25 protein-coding genes and 1 tRNA gene are annotated in these 25617 nt (G+C 49.2%); 19 read left to right on the forward strand and 7 right to left on the reverse strand.

Annotation, left to right across the window (positions count from 1 at the left end; all coding sequences use genetic code 11):
- The first annotated feature begins 103 nt into the window (after positions 1-103).
- The 16 genes from AC14M5_RS07625 to AC14M5_RS07700 all read left to right on the forward strand — a co-directional run bounded on the left by AC14M5_RS07625 (position 104) and on the right by AC14M5_RS07700 (position 15952).
- Positions 104-1120 carry a permease gene (locus AC14M5_RS07625; protein WP_484029051.1) on the forward strand — a complete coding sequence of 339 codons (1017 nt, stop codon included), beginning with the start codon at positions 104-106 and terminating at the stop codon, positions 1118-1120.
- A gap of 10 nt (positions 1121-1130) precedes the next feature.
- Positions 1131-1871 carry a TIGR03943 family putative permease subunit gene (locus AC14M5_RS07630; protein WP_484029052.1) on the forward strand — a complete coding sequence of 247 codons (741 nt, stop codon included), beginning with the start codon at positions 1131-1133 and terminating at the stop codon, positions 1869-1871.
- The gene (locus AC14M5_RS07635; RefSeq protein WP_484029053.1) at positions 1868-3253 is read left to right on the forward strand and encodes a hypothetical protein; all 1386 of its coding nucleotides are present in this window, start codon (positions 1868-1870) and stop codon (positions 3251-3253) included. The genes AC14M5_RS07630 and AC14M5_RS07635 overlap by 4 nt, the downstream gene beginning before the upstream one ends.
- A gap of 72 nt (positions 3254-3325) precedes the next feature.
- Entirely contained in the window at positions 3326-5860 is a 2535-nt protein-coding gene (locus AC14M5_RS07640) for a HoxN/HupN/NixA family nickel/cobalt transporter (RefSeq protein ID WP_484029054.1), read from the forward strand.
- Positions 5861-5865: 5 nt separating this feature from the next.
- Positions 5866-6021, forward strand: a complete 156-nt coding sequence (locus tag AC14M5_RS07645) for a hypothetical protein (protein WP_484029055.1) — start codon at positions 5866-5868, stop codon at positions 6019-6021.
- Between the two features lie 73 nt (positions 6022-6094).
- The gene (locus AC14M5_RS07650; protein WP_484029056.1) at positions 6095-6634 is read left to right on the forward strand and encodes a hypothetical protein; all 540 of its coding nucleotides are present in this window, start codon (positions 6095-6097) and stop codon (positions 6632-6634) included.
- 123 nt (positions 6635-6757) lie between these two features.
- On the forward strand, positions 6758-7174 hold the full coding sequence (locus AC14M5_RS07655) for a Fur family transcriptional regulator (protein ID WP_484029057.1): 417 nt from the start codon (positions 6758-6760) through the stop codon (positions 7172-7174).
- 78 nt (positions 7175-7252) lie between these two features.
- Positions 7253-8203 carry a metal ABC transporter substrate-binding protein gene (locus AC14M5_RS07660; protein WP_484029058.1) on the forward strand — a complete coding sequence of 317 codons (951 nt, stop codon included), beginning with the start codon at positions 7253-7255 and terminating at the stop codon, positions 8201-8203.
- A 125-nt stretch (positions 8204-8328) separates the two neighbouring features.
- Positions 8329-9141, forward strand: a complete 813-nt coding sequence (locus AC14M5_RS07665) for a metal ABC transporter ATP-binding protein (protein ID WP_484029059.1) — start codon at positions 8329-8331, stop codon at positions 9139-9141.
- Positions 9142-9146: 5 nt separating this feature from the next.
- Complete coding sequence (locus tag AC14M5_RS07670; RefSeq protein ID WP_484029060.1) at positions 9147-9962, forward strand: metal ABC transporter permease; 816 nt, start codon at positions 9147-9149, stop codon at positions 9960-9962.
- 44 nt (positions 9963-10006) lie between these two features.
- Positions 10007-10450, forward strand: coding sequence for an SRPBCC family protein (locus tag AC14M5_RS07675; RefSeq protein ID WP_484029061.1), 444 nt, complete (start codon positions 10007-10009; stop codon positions 10448-10450).
- An 89-nt stretch (positions 10451-10539) separates the two neighbouring features.
- Complete coding sequence (locus AC14M5_RS07680; RefSeq protein ID WP_484029062.1) at positions 10540-12030, forward strand: M1 family metallopeptidase; 1491 nt, start codon at positions 10540-10542, stop codon at positions 12028-12030.
- Positions 12027-13622 carry a M1 family metallopeptidase gene (locus AC14M5_RS07685; protein WP_484029063.1) on the forward strand — a complete coding sequence of 532 codons (1596 nt, stop codon included), beginning with the start codon at positions 12027-12029 and terminating at the stop codon, positions 13620-13622. The genes AC14M5_RS07680 and AC14M5_RS07685 overlap by 4 nt, the downstream gene beginning before the upstream one ends.
- Before the next feature lie 178 nt (positions 13623-13800).
- Positions 13801-14481, forward strand: coding sequence for a dihydrofolate reductase family protein (locus AC14M5_RS07690; protein WP_484029064.1), 681 nt, complete (start codon positions 13801-13803; stop codon positions 14479-14481).
- Positions 14482-14529: 48 nt separating this feature from the next.
- Positions 14530-15288, forward strand: a complete 759-nt coding sequence (gene ribA / locus AC14M5_RS07695) for a GTP cyclohydrolase II (protein ID WP_484029065.1) — start codon at positions 14530-14532, stop codon at positions 15286-15288.
- Positions 15281-15952, forward strand: coding sequence for an SDR family NAD(P)-dependent oxidoreductase (locus AC14M5_RS07700; RefSeq protein ID WP_484029066.1), 672 nt, complete (start codon positions 15281-15283; stop codon positions 15950-15952). The genes ribA and AC14M5_RS07700 overlap by 8 nt, the downstream gene beginning before the upstream one ends.
- 44 nt (positions 15953-15996) lie before the next feature.
- Here the strand turns inward: AC14M5_RS07700 and AC14M5_RS07705 are convergent, their stop codons facing one another.
- A complete protein-coding gene (locus tag AC14M5_RS07705; RefSeq protein WP_484029067.1) occupies positions 15997-16638 on the reverse strand; it encodes a molybdopterin-dependent oxidoreductase in 642 nt (213 codons plus the stop codon).
- Positions 16639-16975: 337 nt separating this feature from the next.
- Between AC14M5_RS07705 and AC14M5_RS07710 the strand changes: the two genes are divergently transcribed.
- Positions 16976-18871 (forward strand): CASTOR/POLLUX-related putative ion channel, encoded by a 1896-nt coding sequence (locus tag AC14M5_RS07710; RefSeq protein ID WP_484029068.1) that lies wholly within the window; start codon positions 16976-16978, stop codon positions 18869-18871.
- A 105-nt stretch (positions 18872-18976) separates the two neighbouring features.
- On the opposite strand, the gene AC14M5_RS07715 is transcribed toward AC14M5_RS07710, so the two are convergent.
- The 6 genes from AC14M5_RS07715 to AC14M5_RS07740 all read right to left on the reverse strand — a co-directional run bounded on the left by AC14M5_RS07715 (position 18977) and on the right by AC14M5_RS07740 (position 23981).
- Positions 18977-19708, reverse strand: coding sequence for a 5-oxoprolinase subunit PxpA (locus AC14M5_RS07715; protein WP_484029069.1), 732 nt, complete (start codon positions 19706-19708; stop codon positions 18977-18979).
- A gap of 88 nt (positions 19709-19796) precedes the next feature.
- Positions 19797-20726 (reverse strand): 5-oxoprolinase subunit C family protein, encoded by a 930-nt coding sequence (locus AC14M5_RS07720; RefSeq protein WP_484029070.1) that lies wholly within the window; start codon positions 20724-20726, stop codon positions 19797-19799.
- Positions 20727-20728: 2 nt separating this feature from the next.
- Positions 20729-21391, reverse strand: a complete 663-nt coding sequence (gene pxpB / locus AC14M5_RS07725) for a 5-oxoprolinase subunit PxpB (RefSeq protein WP_484029071.1) — start codon at positions 21389-21391, stop codon at positions 20729-20731.
- 2 nt (positions 21392-21393) lie between these two features.
- Complete coding sequence (locus AC14M5_RS07730) at positions 21394-22671, reverse strand: class I SAM-dependent RNA methyltransferase (RefSeq protein WP_484029072.1); 1278 nt, start codon at positions 22669-22671, stop codon at positions 21394-21396.
- Between the two features lie 141 nt (positions 22672-22812).
- Positions 22813-22986, reverse strand: a complete 174-nt coding sequence (locus AC14M5_RS07735) for a hypothetical protein (RefSeq protein ID WP_484029073.1) — start codon at positions 22984-22986, stop codon at positions 22813-22815.
- 83 nt (positions 22987-23069) lie between these two features.
- On the reverse strand, positions 23070-23981 hold the full coding sequence (locus AC14M5_RS07740) for a sortase (protein ID WP_484029074.1): 912 nt from the start codon (positions 23979-23981) through the stop codon (positions 23070-23072).
- A gap of 174 nt (positions 23982-24155) precedes the next feature.
- On the opposite strand from AC14M5_RS07740, the gene AC14M5_RS07745 reads away from it, so the two are divergent.
- Together AC14M5_RS07745 and AC14M5_RS07750 are read left to right on the forward strand one after the other, a co-directional pair.
- Complete coding sequence (locus AC14M5_RS07745; RefSeq protein ID WP_484029075.1) at positions 24156-25181, forward strand: SpoIIE family protein phosphatase; 1026 nt, start codon at positions 24156-24158, stop codon at positions 25179-25181.
- 49 nt (positions 25182-25230) lie between these two features.
- Positions 25231-25304, forward strand: a tRNA-Val gene (locus AC14M5_RS07750).
- Positions 25305-25617: the final 313 nt, after the last annotated feature.

A 25617-nucleotide genomic window follows, 5' to 3' on the forward strand; every position in this document is an offset into this window, starting at 1 on the left:
ACACAGCGAAACGATTTACGGCCAAAATCTTGAATTGACTCGCTGTGTCCCTACTTTTCAGACAATTTCTCAGGCTTAATCCGTTCATGGTTATAATCGTCATGTGGAAACTACAACAACCGCTCCCCGCCTTTCGCGCAATTTAATATTATTTATAGCCCTGGGCATTCTGGTCATCGTTGCAGCCAGCATGATCCCTGCAGGATTCTTCACCTGGCTATGGGATCGTTTGAATGTCTTTGCCACCGTCTTTTTGGGCATCTTTGTAGAGGCGGTTCCATATCTTTTGCTGGGCACATTAGCATCTGGCTTGGTGGAAGTGTTCCTTGACCGTGACCAGATGAGCAGATGGATATCAGGCCGCCCTGTTGTGGCCGCAATCAGTGGTGCGTTTATGGGCATGGTCTTCCCTGTTTGCGAATGCGGAGTTGTGCCATTAACGCGCAGGCTCTTCCATAAAGGGCTTCCACTTTCGGCAGGCATCTCCTTTTTGCTGGCCGCGCCGGTCTTGAATCCAATTGTTATTCTCAGCACGGCGGCGGCCTTTGGCTGGGGACAGATGCTCGTGTGGCGGATCGGCCTCAGCTTGTTGATCGCTGTCGTAACCGGGATCATTTTCTCGGTCGAAAAAGATGCGGGGAATGTATTGCGCCCAGCCTTGTCACTTTCACATGAGCACGATCATGCCCACACAGAACCCAATGATTCTTTCATCGAAAAAATTCGCAAAGCCCTGTTGATCACTGCGGATGAATTTTTTGAAATGGGACGATATCTCGTGATGGGTGCTGTGCTTGCGGCGGCACTACAGACTTTCATCTCGCAATCGGTTTTGCTCACACTCGGCAGTGGACCTGTGCTCTCGGTCTTGATCATGCTTGGGCTGGCGGTTTTGCTTTCGATCTGCTCCACCGTAGATGCCTTCGTTGCGCTGGGGTTTGTGGGTACCTTCAGTTTTGGGTCGGTGCTTTCCTTCCTGGTCTTTGGGCCAATGGTGGATATCAAAAGCATACTGATGTATTCGCAGGTCTTCAAAAAACGTTCGTTACTTTATATTGTTGCCGTTCCATTTATGATGAGCCTGCTTGCGGGTTTGCTCTTCAACTATTTACTGCCATAGGAACAAACTAATGCCAAAAAGACTTTATCGTTCCTTTCAAGGATTGTTGTTGTTGGGGATGTGCATCTTCTTCGCCTCCAAAGCCGCCAACGGACAATTGACCTGGTACATCAACTCGCGTTTTATCCCGCTGACGATTTTCGGGATCATCTTCCTGGCTGTGCTGGCGCAAACCATCTTTACCGAGATCAAACGCTCACGTCAGCGTGCGGAAGATGACGAACACGATCATGACGACGCGCCCGCTCCGCTGAATTTATGGTTCATGCTTGTGCCGTTGCTGATCGGCGTACTCATTCCCGCGCGCCCATTGGATTCATCCGCGTTTGCCACCAAGGGATTCAACACCAACTCTCCTCTCGTCAGTGCAGATTCCTCGGCGCAGCTTTTTGAAACACACTCGGAAGAGCGTAATGTTTTGGATTGGATCAAACTCTTCAATTACGAAGACGATACTTCTCAATTCAATGGGCAAGAAGCATCCGTGATCGGTTTCGTTTATTTCGATGAGACCCTGGAAGAAGACCAATTCTTCGTCAGCCGCTTCGTGGTTTCATGCTGTTCGGCAGATGGCTTCGCAATTGCGATGCCAGCAAAATGGAATGACGCCGCCGCACTTGAGCAGGATTCATGGGTGTTGGTTAAAGGCACAATCGAAACCATCACACTCAACGATAAAGTGGCGCCAATGATCGTAGCTGAATCGGTTCAGCCTGTCTCCATCCCCAATCAGCCCTATCTCTTTCCATGAAAATACGCCTTACTCTGGATACCATTGCAATCGGTATCCTTATTTCTTTGGCGGCCATTGTCGGGCTGGTGATTCTGCTTGGGGCGCAGGCCGGGGTTCGGGTCACAGCAAGCCTGCCCGAGGGCGGTGTTCTGAGCGAGTCAAAGGGCAGCGTGATCGCCCCCTTTCAAACCATCAAATTGATTTTTTCCCAACCTGTGGATTTTGAGATGGCAACAACTGTTATTTCGATGGATCCAGTTTTGGAAGGATACCTTGAAGTTATAGACTCGCGCACCATACAGTTCGTTCCCATCCGACCCTTTGAACTGGATACCGTTTACAAGCTGACTCTCCACCCGGACGTTTTGACTGCCCAAGGGCACGAGCTAAAGAAAAGACACGAATGGCAGTTCACAGTCCGCAACCCGCTGGTGGCTTATCTATTAACGGATGCAAATCAAAGCAGTATCTGGGCCATGGATTTGAATGACAACTCACCGCAACGCCTGACCGATGAAGAAATAAAAGTCATTTCATTTGACGCGGCGCGCACCGGCGAATTTATTATCTTCACCACAACCAATTCACATGGCGGCGTTGACCTGTGGCAAGTCACCCGTACCGGGAACGATGAATCTCTATTGCTTGATTGCGGACGTGACCGTTGCACTACGCCGACCATCTCACCCAATGGATTGCACGTTGCTTATTCACGCGAAGCTGCGGGGCCTTCGCCTGACCTTCCCTTTGGCTCCCCGCGCATTTGGATATTGGATATACAAAGCGGACAAAACAACCCCGTCTACGAAGACCAACAAATTTTAGGATACAACCCATCCTGGTCACCTGATTCAAGCAAGCTTGCATCCTTCGATGGCCTCGCTGACCAGATCAACATGCTGGACTTGAAAGAGAACAAGCAATACGTTTTCCTATCCAACACAGGCGGACCCGTTACATGGTCACCTGATTCGAATCAAATTCTTTTCACCAACGTCGAACAAAAAGAAGACGGTTTGCGCACACAGGTTCGTCTCGCTGATCTTGCGCTTAACGAATCACAAACTCTGATCGGCACAAACGATGACCGTGATTATTCGTATTATTCCCTCGCCTGGTCATCCATTGAAGACAGGGCCATTCTCGGTTTTCGCGCAGGCGAAGATCAACCCTCGCAAATTCTGTGGCTCTTCGACCCCGCCATGCTCGAAGGCATCATCATCGCAAACCAAAAAGACTACACCTATAACTCCCCGCAATGGGATCCCTGGGGCAACTCAATCATTTTCCAGCAATTCAAATTACGCGGCGCCTTCAATCCTGAAATTGGTTTATGGCAAACAGGCTTCAACGAACCGCTCATCCTCACACAAGGCCTCATGCCGCATTGGCTTCCATAAGTAATGTCGTTGCGAGGATGGTGCTCTTCCCGACGAAGCAATCTCAACGCAATGACAGGTGTCGGAGTTTTTTTGAAAAATAATATTTACAAATTCGTTGTTTTTATTTTTATCTTTGCTTTTGTTTTCTTCCCAGCAAAGAAGGCCTTGGCCCATCCCGCCGATATTTATGCACACACGATCAACGTCACAATCTCTCAAACTGATTTGAAAATCGAATGGGTCGTAAAACCCGGGCCACTGCTGACGAATTTTTTGTGGAATGAAATGGACTCAGATCCGGATGGGACACTTAGTCCATCCGAAGTGGCGAAGTGGGGCAACGCTCGCGCCGCTCTGCTAACTGTCACGCTCGACGACAAGCCTTTGCCCCTGCTGATAGATTCTGCGCAACTGCCTGCAGACTTGCGGAGCTTTCAAGCGGGCGAGGAATATATCACCTTCAACTTATCCGCCGCCTGGCCGCAGGATACAAATAACGTCAGCCAGTTGATCCTCGAAAACGGGATGGAACCGAAAAAATCCATCAACTGGGTTTATCTCACTGCAACAGATGAGGCTGCCTTTCTCTTCCCAGCTCAGAAGAACCACGTCATCACCATCGACATCATTCAAGACCGCAATCTCATTTCCGATCAATCCAAGCTGTTAACCGCATGGGATAGCGGCACACCCTCCCTGCCATTTGGTCAGGAAAAAGATGTTGTCACCGAAACTGCCAAACAGGTTGTGCCCGAACTGGCTGAAAGGACTCCCCAGGAGATTCTGCTTGACCTTGTCCGCCAGGATGAATTTTCTATTGCATTCTACGCATTCGCACTGGTGATCGCACTTGCGTTGGGCGCACTCCACGCGCTGACTCCGGGGCACGGCAAAACTGTTGTCGCGGCCTATCTCGTCGGCTCGCGCGGCACCACGCTACATGCCATTGCTCTCGGCACAATTGTCACGTTGACTCACACTGGCTCGGTCTTTCTGCTTGGCGTTATCACCCTGGCGGCTTCGCAATATATCCTTCCGACAACCATCATTCCCTTGCTCGAAATTCTTTCAGGCCTGCTCATCCTTGGGCTGGGATTTTATTTATTGCGGCAGAGATTTTTAGATTGGCGCAACACCAAAGCTCAAGCTGCCGTCCCCGGCGGCGATATCAATCCTCAAAGAAAGATTTCGCTCACACCTACGTCAACCGGAAAAAAGATAACAGGCGGAATCAAAGTCCAATCACTGCCTGCCAACGCTCATCATCACGGTGATGGAAAGATGCATTCACACGAGATTCCTGAGGCCATCACCTGGCGCTCACTCGTCGCCCTCGGCATCAGCGGAGGGCTTGTCCCGTGCCCGGATGCGATTGCGATCTTACTGGTTGCGATTGCCATCAATCGCATCTTGCTTGGGCTGGCATTGATCATCTCATTCAGCCTCGGGCTGGCGGTTGTGTTAATCGTCATCGGCCTCTTGATGGTGAACAGCCGCCGCCTGTTTAACCGTATCAGCTTCCTGGATAGACTCGCGCCGATCATGCCAATTGTCAGTGCCGTGATCGTGCTCATCCTCGGCTTCGGGTTGACTTGGGGCGCAACTGTTCGGGCGAAGGATAATTTCAATTTTGCTGTATCAGCTCAAGGGTCAATTGATGAGGCGCAGGTTTTGTATCTGAGTGAAGATGAAAACGGAGTCAAGCAATTGTTCATCACAGACTATGAAAAGAACACGTCCCGCGCAATCACGCAGCCTGCTCAAAATGTTGTAGATTATGCAGTGTCGCCCGACCAAACGCGCGTAGTGTATGTCAACCAAACAGACGACTCTGAAAATGAGATCTGGCTGCTCGAACTTGAAAGCATGGAAAATAAAAAAATATCAGATTGCACAGATGCAGTTTGCTCTGGCATGGTTTGGTCACCGGATGGCAGCCGCGTAGTTTATGAACACCTCGGCCTGAACAACAATGCAAGCGGCTATCCCACTTTATGGTGGATCAACATCAGCACTGGCGAGGAGCAGGCTGTATTTCAAGAGTCGCAGTTATCTGGCGGAAACCCGCGCTGGTCGCCCAATGGCGAATGGCTGAGTTATGCCACACCGGAAGGTACGAGGCTGTATCATCTTGAAGATGGTGAAAGCCGTGTGATCGAAAATATTCTGGGAGCTGCGGCACTATGGTCGCCAGACAGTAAGTCCATTTTGCTGCGGGATGTTGTCATCAAGCACGATCAATTCCTGACGCAATTATTTTTATACGATGTTGGATCAGAAATGCTCGTAAACCTCGACCCAAATGACAGCGTGGAAAATATCCTTGCGGCCTGGTCGCCAACTGGTGAATATATTGCCGTTGTGCGGCGTGACCTTGCGATTCCGCGCGGCGATCAAATTTGGTTAATGCGTAGCGATGGCAGTGATGCTCATGCGATCACAAACACACCCGATGTTTTGCACAGCAGTTTGAACTGGTCGCCGGACGGAAAATATTTGCTTTATGATTTGTACTTGCTGGATGCGTTCCCGTTTGAGTCGCGTTTGCAGGTGATCGAGGTCAAATCAGGCGAGATCACAGACCTCGAGATAAAAGGCTTCAACCCGCAGTGGGTTTGGAAGTAGGAAGCATGGATAATAGAAATGATGAACCCAAATTCAATATCGGACGCGGACAAGCGCTGATGAACGCGGATACAAAAAAGAATCCGCGTATTCCGCGTTCATCAGCGTCCCCTCTTGCTCTTAAAAACAAACTCACCCACGAAAGATTAATTTCGGGGTGAGTCATGTTAATTCCTCTTTGACTCAACAGGTATTTTCGTATATAGTATGAAAATCAAAGAAGGGAGCTTTCAAATGGAACAACCACAACAACCGTTAGTAGCCACTGTTCAACCAAATGATCGGTCTTATCTTCTCGTCGCTCTTGCGCGTAATGCAAAGATCGGCGCAAACAATTTCCATTGGATCGCAGGGCTGTCCATCCTGAATTCATTTATTTCAGCCTTCGGAGGCGGGATAGCATTTATCATTGGGCTGGGGATAACCCAATTCACGGACGCCCTGGCTAGTCTTTTTGCTCAAGAAACTTCAGAAGGGGCGATGATATTCAAGGGCATCGGCCTGGTTTTGAGTATCATCATCTCAAGTGTCTTCGTCCTGTTTGGTTACTTTGCAGGCAAAGGACAACGCTGGGCATTTATCACCGGCATGGTGCTGTATGTGCTGGATGGGTTGCTGCTCCTGCTATTTCAAGATTGGATCGGCTTCTTCTTTCATTTGTATTTTCTATGGGGCTTATGGAAGGGCTTGCAGGCTTTGAATCAACTGCAAAAGCTAATGCCTGCTCAACCCGGTGCTGTCTCGGATTTCCCGCAGAACATCGGCATGTCTTGACAATTCATCAACCAAAGAGGCTCATCAAAGCGATGAGCCTCTTTTATTTAAACCCAGCTTGACTCCCCGCTTTTTTGTGTTTATACTTATTGAAAATGATTTTCATTACCAAAAAGAGTGATTATGTCTGCTGAACTTTGGCTCACCCAATTACAGGAAAATGGATACCGCATCACTGCCGCCCGCCGCGCTGTGGTGGAGACGGTGGAGAAATCCACACGTGCACTCACCCCGGTTGAAGTGTATGACCTGGGACGCAAGAAAAATAGCGCACTGGGATTGGTCACTGTCTACCGCACACTTGAGAAGCTGGAAGAACTGCACCTGATCCAACGCGTGCATCAGCCGATGGGTTGTCAGGCGTTCATCTCAACGGGTCTCGGCCATCAGCATCTTTTGCTCTGCCAAAATTGTGGTCAGGTGGCCTTCTTCGAAGGCGATGACCTGAACGCTTTGATCGGTTCGATAGCGCGTAAGACTGGTTACCAGATCAACGAACATTGGCTGCAGCTTTTTGGTTTGTGTGCGAACTGCCGTTAATATCGCCTCTTCGGGGCTAAGCCCCGAAGAGAACATAAAATTCCTCGCTACATGGCGAAGAACAAAAAAGGATTATGTGTGAAAAGGATTTTAGATTCCATTATTGTGACGATGACTCTCTCGGCTCTTTTCTTAACGGGTTGTGGGTCTGCCCCAAAAAGCAGTGACAACGCTTTGAGAGTTCTCACCTCCACCACCTTCCTGGCGGACATTGCTCAAAATGTGGCAGGCGACCAGGTGCAGGTGGAGTCGTTGCTGCCCATTGGCATAGATCCACATGCTTATCAAGCCACACCTTCGGATGTGGCGAAAATATCTGAAAGTAATTTGCTAATTATCAATGGCGTGGAGTATGAACAATTTATCGAACCGCTTCTGGAAAATGCGGGCGGCGAGAGAATTATTGTTGAAGCCACGGCTGGATTGGAACCACGTCCAGTGGAAGAAAATGCCGACGAAGCAGAATCAGGCGAAGCGTCCGAACATGAAGCGGGCGACCCACAGGGTGACCCTCATATGTGGCTGGACCCAAACCTCATCATCACTTATGTCGAAAACATCCGCGATGGGTTGATCGAAGCCGATCCCAATGGCGCGGAGATTTATAAAGCCAACGCGGATGCATACATTACACAGCTCAAAGATTTGGACGCGTGGATCGTAGAGCAGGTGAATAGCATCCCTGCCGAACGGCGCTTACTCGTGACCAATCACGAAGCGATGGGGTATTTCGCTGAGCGCTATGGGTTCAAGATTGTGGATACGATCATCCCAAGCCTGAGTTCTGAGGCAGGGACGTCAGCGCAGGAATTGGCGGCAGTGATCGATGAGATCAAAGCAACCGGCGTGCCTGCCATTTTCCTCGGCGAAGTGGAGAATGCAGACCTGGCGAATCAAATTGCAGAAGAGACAGGTGTGAAAGTTGTGGGTGATCTGTATCTTGAGTCACTCACCGATGGCGCGCCCGCAGCAACGTACATTGACATGATGAAGCATAATGTGACTCGCATTGTAGATGCGCTAAAGTAAGATTGAATGGAAACGGAAACGTCATGTAATTCGTAAATCGCAATTCGTAATTTGCGAATTCTAAATTTGCTGCTCAATCATCAATCAAAAATCGTAAATCTGAAATCGAAAAATCGTAAATTGAAATGACACATACACATCATCGACTTGAAGTTGAAAATGCCAGCATTGGTTATGGCGAAAAGACCGTCCTGCGCGACCTGAGTTTTCAGGTGCCACATGGCGCGCGCGTGGCAGTCGTCGGGCCGAATGGCGCGGGTAAATCCACTTTGTTTAAAGCCTTGGTTGGAATTCTGCCCTTGCAAAACGGACGCATTTTGATCCACGGTCAGTTGCTTGGTGCACACAAAGATTGCGTGGCGTACATCCCACAACGCGAAGATGTGGATTGGCGATTTCCAGTCACGGTTAACGATGTAGTGATGATGGGGCGCTTCGGTCAAATGGGGTGGTTGAACCGTCCATCAAAAACAGACAGGCAGGCCGTTCGCAAAAGCATGGAACAAATGGGCATTGCAGAACTAGGGGGGCGTTCCATCGGTCAACTCTCCGGTGGGCAGCAACAACGCGCTTTTCTGGCACGTGCCGTTGCGCAGGAACCGCACATCTTGCTAATGGATGAACCCTTCTCCAGCGTGGACATGACCACTCAGGAAGTGACGCTCAAACTGCTCGATGATCTGCAGAAACAGCAAGTGACAACGATTATTTCGACGCATGATCTTAATCTAGCCTCTTCACGCTTTGACCTTGTGCTCTTGTTGAATCATCGCTTGGTCGCATATGGGACGCCGCAGGAAGTATTTGTCAAAGAAAACCTGGCGCAGGCATTCGGCAATTCACTGCTTGTCATGGAAAATGGAATGATGCTGGTGGATGAATGCTGCCCGCCGGATGAGCAATTTACAATTCGCGATGTCGTAAATCCAAAATCGTAAATCAAATGAACTTTCTTTTTGAGCCTCTTACTTATCAATTCATGCAGCGCGGATTGCTCGCTTCGGTCATTGTCGGTGTGTTGTGCGCGGTGATGGGTACATATGTTGTCCTGCGCGGTATGGCCTTTCTTGGTGACGCAATGGCACATGCCATTTTGCCGGGTGTAGCTATTGCCTATATTTTCAAAGGTGATTTACTGATAGGTGCAGGAGTTGCTGCCGTGGTAGTTGCTCTCACTATTGGATTATTCAGCAAAGATGGCGCAGTTAAGGAAGATACCGCCATCGGCATCTTGTTTGCGGCGGCGCTATCGCTCGGCGTGGCATTGATCAGTTCCATGCAGACCTACGCAGTCGATCTCTCCCACATTTTATTTGGCAACGTACTCGGCGTTAGCTCATCCGATCTTTGGTTGATCGCAGGGTTAAGTTTTGCAATCCTTTTGACGGTGGGATTTTTCTACAAGCCATTCCTCGTCATTTCCTTTGACCCCGTTCTCGCCGCGACCTTACGCCTGCCAGCCGAACTACTGCGGAATCTAATGCTGGTGCTTTTGGCGCTTACAGTCGTTGTCTCGCTGCAAACAGTGGGGGTCAGCCTCGCGGCGGCCATGCTGGTTACACCCGCTGCAACAGCTTACCTGCTCACTCGCCGCTTATGGCCGATGATGCTGGTCTCGGCATTGATTGGTGCGCTGTCATCCATCATTGGGTTGTACTTAAGTTATTATCTCAATATTGTTTCAGGCTCATCCATAGTACTAACGGCTACCTTTTTCTTCCTGCTCGCGTTCTTGTGGAAACGAATGAAATCTGTATAATATTTTTATCGTTATCCATCCGTTTATGAACAGGAGATTTAAACATGACTATTATTGAAGCATCCATCAAAATCAACCAGCCCGTCGAAAAGGTTTTTGAATACATTACCAACCTTGAGAATATGAAAAAAATGAGCGAATACGTCACCGGTATCGAAGTGGACGGGCCGCTCAAACTGGGCACAAAATACAAAGTGACCACCACCAGCTTTGGCAAATCCAACACAACCACAAATGAGATCATTGCCTTTGAAAAGAACAAGATGCTTTCCACGAAGACCTATGCTCCCCCGCCTGCTTCCGACATGGTCAATACCACCATCCTTGAAAAAGACGGTTCCGGCACAAAGATGATCGCACAAATGGATGCCACACTGATGCCCGCAGGGATGCCCAGCATGCCCGGCATGGAAGATATGATGAAGAAGCAATTGATCACCGGTATTGAAACAACTCTCGCCTCCTATAAAAAAGCAATTGAAGGATAAGTTTTCGACAGTCTATTCACCCTCCCGCTGGGATCATTCGGCGGGAGGGTTTTTTGTTACAAAATGCAACAAGCGGTAGAATTCAGCCTATGCAAAACAAAAACATTAACTTCATAAAAGTTCTCTTCTTTCTTATTTTCCTCCTTTCTTCCTGCGCATCGCCTACATCGGATGTGCCCACTGAAACAGCGACCCTCGCAATTTCCCCCACTGAAATCGTCGCTGTCTCACCAACCGAATCGCCTGCGCCGACGAATACACCAGCCCCTGCACTTGCGCACGCACAATACACTCTGAATACTACGATTGACTATGACTCACATACAGTCAACGTGGAGGAGACTATTCTCTATCCGAACCTCACAGGCAATCAACTCAACACACTGGTGATTGCCATTGTCCCCAACCTCTGGCAGGATAGTTTCAGCTTAACCAGCATCGCCATTGATGGAACACCGACCACCACTTATTCCATTGCCGGCCAAAGACTCGACGTTGCTCTATCTTCTTTTTTGCCAGCAGGAAGTGTCATCCAAATTGATATTCAATACACGCTCTCACTTCCATTTGCGGAACAGGAAGACCCCAGCGTCTCACGTCCGCGTATTTATGGATATACCTCGCGCCAGATGAATCTCACCAATTGGTATCCCTTCGTTGTGCCAAATATCAATGGCGAATGGATATTGCATGAACCCTGGTATTACGGTGAACACCTTGTTTACGATGTTGCAGATTATGAAGTGAATGTCAAGTTTACAGACCCAGCCACCGCACCTATCGTCGCCGCGAGCGGAATCCCTGAACAGCAAACAGACTCCACGCTCTACACCATCACCTCCGCGCGGACTTTTGCACTGGCCGCCAGCCGTGAGTTCCAGGTTTCAACCACACAGGTTGGAGACATATCCATTTCAAGTTATTATTTTCCATTCAACGAAGCCGGCGGACAAGCCGCATTGCAAGCTGCAGCAGAATCAATACAAACCTTTGGTCAACGCTTTGGACCTTATCCACACAAAACACTGGCTATTGTGATGGGTGACTTCAACGATGGCATGGAATACTCCGCCTTTTTTTATCTCAGCAAGGATTTCTATAGTTTGTATGATGGCACGCCAGCAAACTATCTCACCTTTGTTGCCGCGCATGAAACCGCGCATCAATGGTGGTTCGAGCAGGTGGCGAATGACCAGGCCCTGCAACCCTGGGTGGATGAAGCCTTAGCCGCATATTCCGAACGCATCTATTACGAAAATCTCCATCCAGACCTTGTCACCTGGTGGTGGACTTATCGCATTGATTTTTATGAACCACAAGGCTTCGTGGATATTCCGATTTATGAAGGCCAGGGCTTTCGAACTTATACCAATGCGGCATATTTCCAGGGTGCACATTTTCTTGAAGACCTGCGCGCACGCATCGGTGATGAAGCCTTCTTTGCCTTCCTGCAAGATTATCTTGCACAAGGAAACGGCAGGATCGTCACCGCTGATGATTTCTTCCGCATCCTCAGCCAGCATACCACCACAGACTATTCCGACCTCGTGCGCCAATACTTTCAAAACATATATCAATGACCCATCATCACGCACTACGTATTATGTATTACGCAATATTGTTGGCGCTTCTTTCCTCCTGCGCATCTCCAACTCCCACCGCGGTTGTCTTCCCAACTTTCATCCTTGTTACACAAGACCCAAATGCATCGCCTACGCCCACGCCATTTCAGCCATTAGAACTGGAAGACACGCCACTGCCGACGTTCACACAAGTGACGCCGGTCACCGCGACGATTACTCCACCGCCAACGCTGACGTTTACGCCTCCTCCCTCGCCGATAGCTGATTCTGTTCCTCCAACCTCTCCTCCGCCTTCAAGCTCTTCGCGCACAAATTACATCCTGTATTCAACCTTGGATTTCGCAGGCAAGACAATTACAACCGACCAGACAATCCGCTATTACAACAATACAGGTATATCTCTTTCAGAGATCGTATTTTCCGTTCAGCCTAATCGATATACCAATGCATTCGTCCTCAATTCAATCGCGCAGGATGGCACAACTTTAACTTCATACACGCTCAATGGTCAGCGGATGAGCGTAAATCTATCCCAGCCGCTACAAGCTGGCTCTGCCACCACACTGACTCTAAACTTCAATCTTAACATCCCCGCCAAGCCATCGGATGGCGTCTTCGGCTATGACTTCAACCAGATCAACCTGGTGGACTGGTACCCCTTCATCGTGCCATATCAAGGCGGCTGGGTCCTGCACGATCTCATGCCCTGGGGCGAACATCTCGTTTATGATTCATCTGACGTTGAACTAAACATCAAAACCGACTCGGATGTCATCATAGCTGCAGGTGCAACGCCAGACCAAAACGGCGCATGGACGCGTTACCGCATGTATGGCGCGCGTACCTTTGCATTATCAGCCAGTAATGAATTTCTCGTTTCAGAATCAACTGTCCCCAAAGGGGATGGTATCGGGAATGTGGTGGTTCGATCATATTATTTCACTGGCTACAAAACTGGCGGAGAGGGCATCCTGACGTTGGGAACGCAGGCGATCGAAACTTTTTCAGCACAGTATGCCCCGTACCCGCATCAAACCATCGCCATTGTCCAGTCAGATATGCACGACGGCATGGAATATGACGGGGTGGTGTTCCTTGCCACAGATTTTTATGGTCAATACACTGGCAGCGCGCGCGGTAATCTCGCAACGATCGGTATACATGAGATCGCGCATCAATGGTGGTATGGGCTGGTGGGAAACGATCAGGCGCTTGAGCCCTGGCTGGATGAAGCGCTGGCACTCTACAGCGAAAGGATTTTTTATGAAAATAACTATCCCGCCAACATCAGTTGGTGGTGGCAATTCCGCGTGGATTATTTCAAGCCGAGTGGCTACGTGGATACCAGCATCTACAATGGCGGTTCATTCCGCTCCTATACAAACGCGGTCTATCTCAACGGTGCCTACTTCATGGATGATCTCCGCGAGCGGATGGGCTATGGGAATTTCTCGAAATTTTTGAAGGAATATGCAAGGCGTTATTCCTACGGTCACGCCACTTCTGCCGACTTCTTCGCCTTGATGCGCGAGACGGTCAATGTGGATATCAGTGATTTGCTGGAGAATTATTTTTATGGTTCTTATTAATGGTGGTTTCGACCCCGAAGGGGTAAAACGATTGTAGAGAATAAGATGGATACAATTTCCAATCCCGAAGGGATGTCAGAGGGTTCTTTCGCAACATTTGACATCCCTTCGGGGTTACACAAACATCATCACAGATCTATAACCATTTCACTCCTTTGGAGTTGTTCTGGATAACCTTATGAATCGACCCTACACATTCATCAATGTCGCCATGACGGCAGATGGAAAGATAGATACTATTGAACGTATCGGCTCTACCATTTCGTCTAAACGCGATAAGGAACGGGTGGATCAATTGCGTGCTGCGGCGGATGGAATCCTTGTCGGGGGGAAAACGCTGCTCGAAGAGCAACCCAAGCTGATAGTTAAATCTGAAGCGCTGCGTGAGGGTAGAGTCCGGCGCGGGCTTTCACCAAACCCCATTAAAGTGGGAGTGGCTACAGTTGCAGACATCCCGCTTGACTCAGATTTTATTAAGGTTGGTCCTGCACGGGTCGTAATATTTACAACACCACAAACATCTATAAGGCAGCTTGATAGTTTGCGCGGGCTGGGCGTCGATGTCTTTGTGGATGATTCACCACGCGTTGACCTGAATAAAATGATGATCATGTTAAAAAAAATTGGGGTGGATCATTTGATGGTGGAAGGCGGCGGGACAATTAATTTTGAACTGATGCGCCTGGGACTTGTGGATGAACTTACCATGTATATTGCGCCCATGATCTTTGGCGGCGCGAATGCTCCCACCCTCGCCGATGGGCTCGGTATAACGCGCGATGCGGCAATTGAGTTGAAATTGATCGATGTTGAAAAATGGGAAGACGGCGGGGTCTTCCTACGATATAAATTATGGTAGCTCAAATTGCCCTTGCGGGACTTCGCAATTTGACCCATGGAGGAAAACATGTCTGGATTTACGCACGAACAAATTGAATTATTACTTGATGAAGATTGCTGTCACGAATGTGAAGGATACGGTGAAGATAAAATTTGCGTACATATCGAAGCGATCGCAGAACTACCCACACGCTTTGGCGATTTTCACATCGTTGCTTTTTCAAATAACCGTGATGGCAAGGAACATGTCGCCATCCTCAAAGGCGAAGTGCTCGGTGCGGAGGATGTGCCGGTGCGTTTACATTCCGAATGTCTGACGGGTGATGTGATCGGCTCGCTACGCTGCGATTGCCGCGATCAACTGGAAGCCGCGTTAAAGAAAATCGGCGAGATGGAGACTGGTATTGTTCTGTACCTTCGCCAGGAGGGCCGCGGCATTGGCCTCACCAACAAGATCCGCGCCTACAGTTTGCAGGATGCAGGGCTTGATACGGTTGAAGCAAACCTTGCACTCGGCTTCCGTGATGATGAACGCGATTATGCCGTTGCCGCGCACATGCTTCATTCGCTTAAGGTTCAGTCCATTCGACTGATGACCAACAATCCGAAGAAGATCGACCAGCTTGCTCAGCATGGCGTGAAGATCAACGAACGTATTCCACACATTTTGCCAAGCAACGAACACAATCGTTTTTATCTCGAAACCAAAGCCGCCAAGTCCGGTCACATGATCGATTTTCGCGGCAAGGAACATTTACTCGAACAAATTGAGCCGGTTATCGTTGAAGGCATGGACGAAAGCAAAAACGAGACTGCAAATGATTAGAACTATTGTCATCACGGGTGCAACAGGCGTTCTCGGAAATCTTGTTGCAAAAACCTTTGCAGAGGCTGGCCACAACATTGCATTGCTTGATAGAGATCAGGCAAAATTGGAATCGCTGACTCAGGAACTTAACCTGCCACCAAACAGACTCTTCGCCCAAACCATTGACCTGCTCAATACGCAGGCGGTTCATGACTCAGCCAAAGCTGTTCTTTCCAAATTCGGCAGTGTCCACGCTTTATTCCATCTCGTCGGCGGCTGGACCGGTGGCAAGACCTTCGTAGAAACTGCACAATCCGATCTGGAATTTATGCTGAACCAGCACGTCCGCACCACCTTTAACTTATTTCAGGCATTTTCTAAATCCCTCTCCTTAAACGGGTGGGGGCGTGTGATCGTCATCTCTGCATCCACCGTAACGAATCCGCCGGGGAAATCCGGTGTGTACACTGCCACGAAAGCCGCACAGGAAAATATGGTGCTATCGCTGGCCGCAGAGCTTAAGCAATCAGGCGTTACTGCGAACGTCATCCAAGTAAAAGAGATAGATACAGAAAATAAGGGAACAGGCACCACTCCCGCTGAGATCGTTTCGGCCATGAATTATTTGTTTTCAGAAGATGCAAGTAAAGTGAACGGCGCAAGAATCCCGTTGTTTGGTTAAAAGCAAACCTCCGAGTTCTTTGAGAACTCGGAGGTTTTTGTTTTCTATCCAAATCTTTCCTCACGCCAGACATCTGCGCGGTTGTGATAACCCGCCTGTTCCCAGAAACCGCGCCTGTCACGGGTCATGAATTCCAAAGACCTGAGCCATTTGGCGCCCTTCCACAAATACGGGGTTTCAAGGTCTTCGCGCCCGGCGATGAATCCCACCATGCCTCGTAGCGGATAACCGTGATCGGGCGTGATCAGCTCGCCGTTGAAATGCGTAGCCAGGAGGAAGTTATCCTGCAAAACAACCGAAAGCGGCAAATTGACCGTGAAGCCATATTCCGCATGCTGCATGACATGTGTGGCACTTGGTTTAATCTTGATCAATCCATTCTCCACCATGGTCTTCACAGAAACGCCTTCCCAGGTGGTATCAAACTTGCTCCAGCGCGTTACACAGTGCAAGTCCATTTTTATGGATGTGCGCGGCAATTGATTGAATTCATCCCAACTCCAGCGTTTTTCCTCTTCCACCTCGCCCCATACGCGCAGGTCCCAGGTGGCGGCATCGAACATGGGCACGGGGCCGTAATGCAGGACGGGAAATTTTTGAGTCAACGATTGCCCGGGGGGAAGACGCCCCTCTGCACGAACGCGGTCCTCTTCCTTGCGGCGGTCCAAACCTTCAACTTGAAACATGGGTCACCTCACTAAACAAAATGGAATAATTTCAGCACTGACTAGACACCGGATGCCCAGGTAATGTTACTCGAAAAATATTACAGTTTCCTTAAGCAGGCTAAATTAAGTTGTGTCATGCTGAGGGCGCTCTTGGCCCGAAGCATCTCCTACATCATAAACGGAAACCCTCACCTGCACCGAACGCAAGTACGGTGTGTCCTTCGGGAGAGTGACACGTTTCTTTTTTTTTCAAGGTATCAGAAATGGCAGAAAAAAACTTTATTCAAATTACCTGGCTCCCGCGAAAGAAATTGCTCTTATAATAGACCAAATTTGACCAAGCTCCAGGAGAAACATGAAAAAGCCATCATTCAAACAGAAATTCCAATATTGGTTCGATAACTATATGTCACGCGGCACAGGTGCGCTGATCGTGGCATTATTCGTACTCTCTACATTGATCATATTCGTAATCGCGGCCGTGGTAAAGATCACCGGGAATGCTCCCAACAATGAAAGCCTGTTCGAATTGGCGTGGATGGGCCTTCTCCGAACCCTTGATTCGGGCACCATGGGCGGCGATACAGGCAGCGTATTCTTCCTGTTCATGATGCTGGTCGTTACTTTTGGGGGCATATTCGTTGTCAGCGCGTTGATCGGTATCATCAACAATGGTCTCGAGGATAAACTGGATGAGTTGCGCAAGGGCCGCTCAGCGGTATTGGAAAACGAGCATACTCTTATCCTTGGCTGGAGTCCTCAAGTCTTCACGGTCATCTCCGAGCTTGTTCTGGCAAATGAAAGCCGTAAAAGCGGAGCAGTCATCGTCGTATTGGCCGAGCAGGATAAGGTCGAGATGGAAGATGCGATCAAGGGACGGATAGAGGATACCAAGAATACCCGCGTCATCTGCCGCTCTGGAAGTCCCATCGATCTGAACGATCTTGAGATTGCCAGCCCACATACGGCCCGCTCGATCATCATCCTTTCTGAAGGCGCAGACCCTGATACGCATGTCATCAAATCTGTGCTGGCCATCACCAACAACCCCAACCGACATGACGAACCGTATCATATCGTGACGCAGATCCATGATGCCAAAAACATGGATGTGGTGAAAATGCTTGGCGCAAGAGACATTGTTCAACCGATCCTCACAACAGACTTGATCGCCCGTGTGGTGGCGCAAACTTCGCGCCAAAGCGGGCTCTCGATCGTTTACACTGAGTTGATGAATTTCGGCGGCGATGAAATTTATTTTAAACAGGAGCCCAACCTTTCGGGGAAAACCTTTGGCGAGGCATTGCTGGCTTTTGAAACTTCCACATTGATGGGTATTCGCAAGGCGGATGGCACGATCATGATGAGTCCATCCATGGACACGCGCATCCAATCTGGTGATCAGATCTTCACCATTGCCGAGGATGAGGACAAGATCGAACTTTCAGGACTCTCCCGCATCCCGCTTGACGAAAGCCTGATCGTGCGCAATGGAAAAGCATCCAAGCCGAAGCCTGAACGTGCACTCATCCTGGGTTGGAATCGCTCCGGTGCAACCATCATCCGCGAGTTGGATAACTACGTTGCCAAAGGCTCTCAGTTGACCGTCGTCTCACACATGTATGATCTTGAGAAACAGATCCGCCCTGAAAATAAAAAGGTCACCAACCAAAAACTGACCGTGCTGGAAGGCGACATCCGCGACCGCACCCTGCTCGAAAAACTCGAAGTCACAGAGTATGACCATGTCATCGTGCTGGCATACAGCCACCTCGAGCCGCAGGAAGCGGATGCGATCACGCTGGTCACACTGCTGCACCTGCGCGATATCGCCGAACGCGATGAAACCCCGTTCTCCATCATCAGTGAAATGCTCGACCTGCGCAATCGCGAACTGGCCGAAGCCGCCAAGGTAGATGACTTCATCGTCAGCGAACATCTCATCAGCTTGATGATGGCGCAGCTCTCCGAGAATGCCGAGCTCATGGGTGTCTTCGCCGATATCTTCGACCCTGAGGGCGCGGAGATCTATCTCAAACCGATCGGTGATTATGTTGTCATCGGGCAGCCCATCAATTTTTATACCGTCACCGAAGCCGCTCGAAGGCGCGGCGAAACTGCCATTGGTTATCGTTTGATGAGCCAAAGCCAGAATGCTGAAAAAGCCTACGGCGTGCGCACCAACCCAAAGAAATCCGAGAAAGTCATATTCGCCGCGGAAGATAAATTGATTGTGATCGCGGAAGGTTAATTGTCATCAAATGTCATTGCGAGGGCGGTGGTGTTACGCCCGAAGCAATCTCCTCGCCGAGTCGGAGATTGCTTCGCCGCCAAACTGCGGCGGCTCGCAACGACATTATTTTTTTAATCCCACAACTTCAATTCCATTTTTTGTTAAAGTCTCGCGCAATAGCTTCGCATTCTCTATGGCGTGCGGGTTGTCTCCATGCAGGCACAGGGTTTCCACGCGCACAATTTTTTCCCCAAACAAAATCCCCTCTTTGATCAACTTCAACGCATTCTTCGCCACTTCTTCAGGCGACTCGATCACCGCGCCCGGTTTACTACGTGACATTAACGTCCCATCAGGATTGTATGCCCGATCAGGGAAGCCTTCGCCTGCGACTTTAATCCCCGCCTGGACTCCCGCTTCACACAACTCCGAGCCTGCCAGCCCCACCAAAATCAAATCCACGCTGACTCTTTTTATTGCCCGTGCAATTGCATCCGCCAACATGCGATTCTTTGCGGCCTGATTATATAAAGCTCCATGCGGTTTGACGTGAGTCAGCGCAACGCCTTCCTCTTTCGCGATCTCTGCCAATATGCTGATCTGCTCGAAGACAATTGCTTCGGCTTTCTCGGCTGAAACATCCATTTCGAGCCTGCCAAAGTTTTTCCTGTCATTCCAGCTCGGATGTGTCCCGATGTTCACTCCATGTTGTTTGGCGAGTTTCACCGTGGCCCGCATCACATTTTCATCCCCAGCGTGGAATCCACACGCAATATTTGCGGATGTGATGTATGGCATGATAGCTTCATCATTGCCAGCTTCTTCACCTAAATCGCAGTTTAAATCTATTTTCATATTTCTCCAAGCAACGGAGTGCAAAGTCTCCTGACTTTGGCGGCAAAATCGGGAGACTTTGCACTCCGGCTAAAAATCCAAAATAATTTTATCCCTGTGGGGTTTTGAATACTTTGTTGTTCAACCCTTGCAATTTCTCTTGCGCTTCCTCAACTGAAGTTTCTCGAAATTTGATCTTGCTATTCCCTGATTCGCATTGAGCTAGCAAAGGCAGGTCCGCGCGGATGACGTTGGCGATTTTTGGATAACCGCCCGTTGTGGGAGAGTCTGCCATCATCACAATGGGCTGCCCATTGGCAGGGACTTGAACACTGCCCATCGTCATTCCTTCCGAGATCAAATCTGCACTTCCAGCGTGAGAAATTGGGGCTCCCTCCAATCGGTAGCCCATGCGGTCAAAGGAACTGCTCAAAGTGTATTCACTGCCATAAAAAGTTTTGATGCCATCTTCTGTAAACCGATCTTGCTGCGGGCCTGCGATCACATCAATCACAGGAGATTGACTGTAATTCATATACTTTCCGACAGGAAAGTCTCGTGCTGCGAGTTTGCTTAATTCACCGGTGGATTTCCTTGCTTCCAAAATATCTCCCGCACGAACGGCAGACCCAAGTCCGCCGCGTAAATATGTAGATTTTGAACCCAAAATAGATTGCGTTTCAAATCCGCCAGAGATTGCGAGATAAGCCCAATTGCCGCCAGTGATTTTCTTTACCTGCACGCGCCAGCCTACACGTACATAAAATGAAGTCCATAATGGGAATGTCCAGAGGTAGTTTACAACTTCATATCCCGCACCAGTGAGGGCAAGCACGCAATCGCGTTTGGCGCGAAACATGGCTTCGCCTAAACCGATTTCAATCACAACTGCATCTGGCGAATTGTTTATCAGGGAATTTGCAGCGTGATGCGCGAACCAGTCCATTGGGCCTGAGACGGGTACGCCATAGCTTTGCCATCCGCGCCTGCCTGAATCTTGGAAGGTGACAAGGCCCGAAACGTCCAGAACTTCGAGCATGGTTATTCTTCAAACAGCAAGCTGTTTGACTCCAGAGGGGTGAACTTCACTACATCGCCTGGCGAAAATAGGAAAGGCGTTTCGCTGGTTGGGTCAAATAGTTTAAGAGGAGTCCAGCCGATGAGATGCCAGCCGCCTGGTGAATCAAGCGGGTAGATTCCTGTCTGTGAGCCAGCGATGGCGACTGAGCCTGCTTTTACATGTGTGCGCGGTGTTTCGAGACGCGGCATGATAAGCCGTTCATCAAGCGTGCCCATGTAAGGAAAGCCTGGCGTGAAGCCCATCATGTACACAATGTATTCACGCTCGCTGTGGATGCGAATCATGTCAGCGGGGGAGATGCCTTTCGAGATTGCGACAGTTTCCAGGTCCGGGCCTGAGGCGCCGCCGTATCTTACTGGGACCTCGAGCCTGCGAGGCATCCGATGAAAGGAATCATCCAACTGAGTCATTTTATCCCGCACCCAGTGGGTGACTTGATTGAATGTCAGAGTACGAGGATCATAGTGAATTAATAATGTTGAATAAGCAGGAACAGTTTCGAGAATGCCGTGGATGCGATTTTGCAAAAGTGCGTTGAGCGCGTGCACACGTTGATTAAGTGGGAGGCTGATTTCATCCCCAAGTTCAACAAGCAAAGCAGAATCGCCAAGCGGTTTGAGCATGGTTACATGAGTTCGAAAATCGAGATCGATTCGATGTGATAGGTCTGAGGGAAGAGGTCGAAGGGAGTTACTTCTGCTAAACGATAGCCGCCATTGATGAACCTTGCCGCATCTCGCGCCAGTGTGGATGGGTCACATGAAACATAGACAATCACTTGAGGCTTGATCTTGAGGATGGCATCGAGGGCATGTTTTTCGATCCCTGCGCGAGGAGGGTCCACAATCAAGTGAGTCGGCAGGTTGATTTGTGAGGCGAGAATTGGGAGAATTTTTTCTACCATCCCTTCATATAATTCCACATTGTCGAATTCGTCGAGGTTGATTCCGAAGTCTTCACAAGCGGAGGAAGATGATTCAATACCGATGACCTTTGCGTATTTGGGTGTAAGGAATTTACTGAATAGGCCAACACCGCAGTAAGCGTCAAGTAAAGTAGTAGACAGGGAAACAGGTAGACAGGCAAGAACGTGCTCGACCATTTTTTCTGCCATTTTTGTGTTGACTTGAAAGAACGAAGCAGCAGAAACTCGAAATTCTTTATCGAGAATCTTAATAAATAAATGATCCTGCCCCACGATGACGACAGGATGATTTTCATAAACATGCACAACCGAGATGTCTGCTTCAATTTCGATCTCAGGGGTTTCTTCTGTTTCAGATTCAAGCATGAGCATTAATTCATAGTCCTGCCCAGAGCGCAGGGATACACGTTCGAGATTCATTTTTGATTCAAACTGCAATTCAGGCCAAAAATCATCGATGTTATTTTCAGGCAGGTGACATTCTTCTATGGCAAAGACGGAGTTTCCCTTTGAATTTACAAAACCGAGTTTTCCACCCTCGGTGAGATGAAACTGCATGTGGTTGCGATAATTCCATTCAAGTGGAGAGGCAACCATCGGTTGGACAGGCGGATTTTCGATCTTGCCGATGCGCTGTAACTGATCGCGCAGGATCCCTGTTTTCGCTTCCAATTGTTTTTCGTAAGATAGGTTTTGGTAATGACATCCACCGCAGCCCCTCACCCTTGGCCCCTCTCCCCGAAGGAGAAGGGAAAAGAAATGTTTGCATTTGGGTTCAATTCGATCTGGAGATGCCTTTAATATCTCAAGCAATTCCCCGCGTGCGAAGCTTTGTTTTTCCTGAGTCAAACGCACCTTTACCAACTCACCCTGCAAGCCAAATGGCACAAAGACTGCACGGCCATCGGGAAGACGTCCCATAGTGTCACCGCCATAGGTGAATTTTTCGAGGGTGATTTCGTATTCAGATTTAGGCATGATTGTGGGAAAGTTTTACCACAAAGAGTCACAAAGAAGCAAAAAGGAGAAAGAATTCACTTTCATGTTCTGTATTATAACGACAAAAAGAGGAAAGATCATTGAACGATCTTTCCTCTTCCATCTTTCTTTCAGGTTCTCTTATTTCAAAAAGAACGAAAGCACCACAAGCACGATGATGAAAAAGCCTGCGAGTGAACCAATACGCTTAAGGTCTTTCTTTATCATGCTGTAATCGGGGTTGAACTCGAACTTTTGCGAAGGATTACTCCCTACTGATACTGATGATGCGGGGCGTTTATTTTTCTTAGCCATTTTTTCTCCTTTCATTTAGTCATCATGCAAGCATGCTCAGAGATTGTATCAGGCGATAGAGCGTCGCCCTCACAATGACTTCGTCAATTTTGTAATCGCGCGAAGACAATGATGCGCTGATCGTTGACAAGATATGGGTAGCACGAAATAAGTGTCACTGTCGGCGAACCAGTGGATGCCATCACTTCCACCGCAGTGGGCTCAACCAAAACTGTGCGGTCTACAATGTAAACAAATTGCCGCTGTTGTGTGTAGATGATGACCTGGTCACCGGGGGTGAGCCTATCCAAATAGCGGAAGATTTCACCATAGACATCATTATGCGCCGAGAGCACTACGTTTCCATCGTGACCTGGGTCCGGGGAGCCGATATATTTGCCGACTCCCTTCTTGAGCTGTTCCCACCCATCGCCCTGGACAACAGGCGCATCCACATTTATAGCAGGGATTTGTATGCGGACTGCCTGATCTGGCGCAGGGGTTGGGATGGGAATGTTCGCCAGCGACTGCACCATCGGCAAAAGATGTGATGGGATCTCCGCTTCGTTGGGCCGTGTGTTGCCTTGCGCATCTGGAGGTGTGTGACCTGAAGGCAATACCACTGCCATTACCAAAGGTGTCGGTGTGACGGTCTCTGGATTGAGCGCGGCGACAACTTCGTTGTTAAGTGTGCGGAGCAAGCCAAGCCCATTGAGGAGGACAACCACCAATCCGATCACCGCGAGAACTTCCACACCCAGCAGGATGCGATCCATAAACTTGCGGCGAGGGCTGGCAGGTGCAGGCTCGGGCGTAGATTCGTTCACTTCCGCTGTATCAACTACGGGCGCGGAAAGAGGCGTATCATAGTCGGGCATATCTGGGGCAACGGATACGACACGTCCTGTGCGGCGGTAATGTTCCAATCTATCCTTGCGTGCGCCGCGCCGTTTCTCCACCAACAAGCGTCGGAGTTCTTCCACGGATAGGTCTTCGGGCGCTTTTCTACGGGCCATAGCGAAGCGATTATACCGCAAGGAATGGGGATGGGAATTTCATGTAAGAGAGGTCGATCTCATTTGGTCTTGATAATACAATTTTGTTCAGGCTTGATTTCGATATTGATCTCAGGTAAAATATAGAACATCCGTTCTTTTAGTGGTTTTGACCATTCTGGTCATGAGGAACATATGAAGACAAAGCTTATCGATGAAATTCAAACCAACCTGCAAGAGACGCGAGCCAACCTGCTCCATTGGGTGGAAGCTGCGCCCAGGGAAGAACTACAGACTCGCCTCGGTCCGCAAGATGATGAGACCTGCGTTGAAGAACATTTGCATGTAATTGACGAATCGCTTGAGAAGATCAAGGAAGGGACATTCGGGGTTTGCATGATCTGTCATGAAGCGGTGGAAACTCAACTCCTGCAAATGGATTACACAGCCGCAGTCTGCCTGGGCCACTATACTGAGGCGGAACTTCGCCAGCTTGAAAGCGAATTGGAAATGTCTCAGGTTGTTCAGCGCGGCCTGCTGCCTAAAGAAGTCCCACTCATTCAAGGCATGAATATTGCCGCCTTTAGCCGCCCGGCCCAGATCGTGGGCGGTGACTATTTTGATTTCGTTGATTTCAAAGATGGGACTCATGGCATTGTAATGGCTGATGTGAGCGGACACGGCGTTGCCGCTGGAATGTTCATGAGCAGCCTGCAAACTGCCTTCCAGACTTTAGTACCTGAGACAGATTCTCCACTGGCGGTACTGGAACGCATCAACCGTCTTTACATCCATAACATCAATTTCACAACGTTTGTAACGACCTTTCTAGCAAAATACGATCCACAGACTCAGATCATGAGTTACGCCAACGCTGGGCACAATTCTGCTTATTTGTATCGCATGGCTACCAATGAAGAACTCTGGCTGCGCCCCACAGGCCCGGCCATCGGCTTGGTGGAAAAGTTTGCCATCTACAAAGAGGATGTACAACTGGAGCCAGGTGATATTCTTCTGCTTTATACAGATGGCATTACCGAAGCTGCAAATCATCAGGGCAGGCTTTGGGGTGAGGACAGGCTGGCAGATATTATTCGCCAGAACGTGGACCTTACCGCTGAACAATTGATCCAAAAGATCCTGAAAGCCTTGAAGGAACATACGGACGGCAGTCGGCTGGTAGATGATGTGACGTTGGTGGTGTCTAAATTGACGCTGTAAAAATTTGTATTGCAGAATCTGCCTACCCTCGGTATAATGTCAATCCTTCGGGCGGGTAGCTCAGTTGGTTAGAGCACTGCGTTGACATCGCAGAGGTCGTAGGTTCGAGCCCTATTCCGCCCACAAGGTCAGTAACTAGTAATTAGTGACCAGTAATCAGTAAAACGTGTTGACCAAGACGAGTAGGTGATATTTGTTCTGACAGAGAGAAGAAGCCTTGGGTTGAGAGCCTCTTCCAGAAAGAATCACTGAAAACCACTTGCGAGCGTGAAGCGGAAAACTTTCAGCAATTGGCTGTCAGCGAGTAAGTTGAACGGGTGGCTCCGTTAGAGGCCTAAGAGATACTTCAAAGTGTGGTTTCGATAAGGCGGAAAATCGCCGCCTACTCAACCACCAGAGGAAGTAAATCGGGTGGAACCGCGTGAGATCAAACTCT

The organism is Candidatus Villigracilis sp. (genome assembly GCF_057083605.1).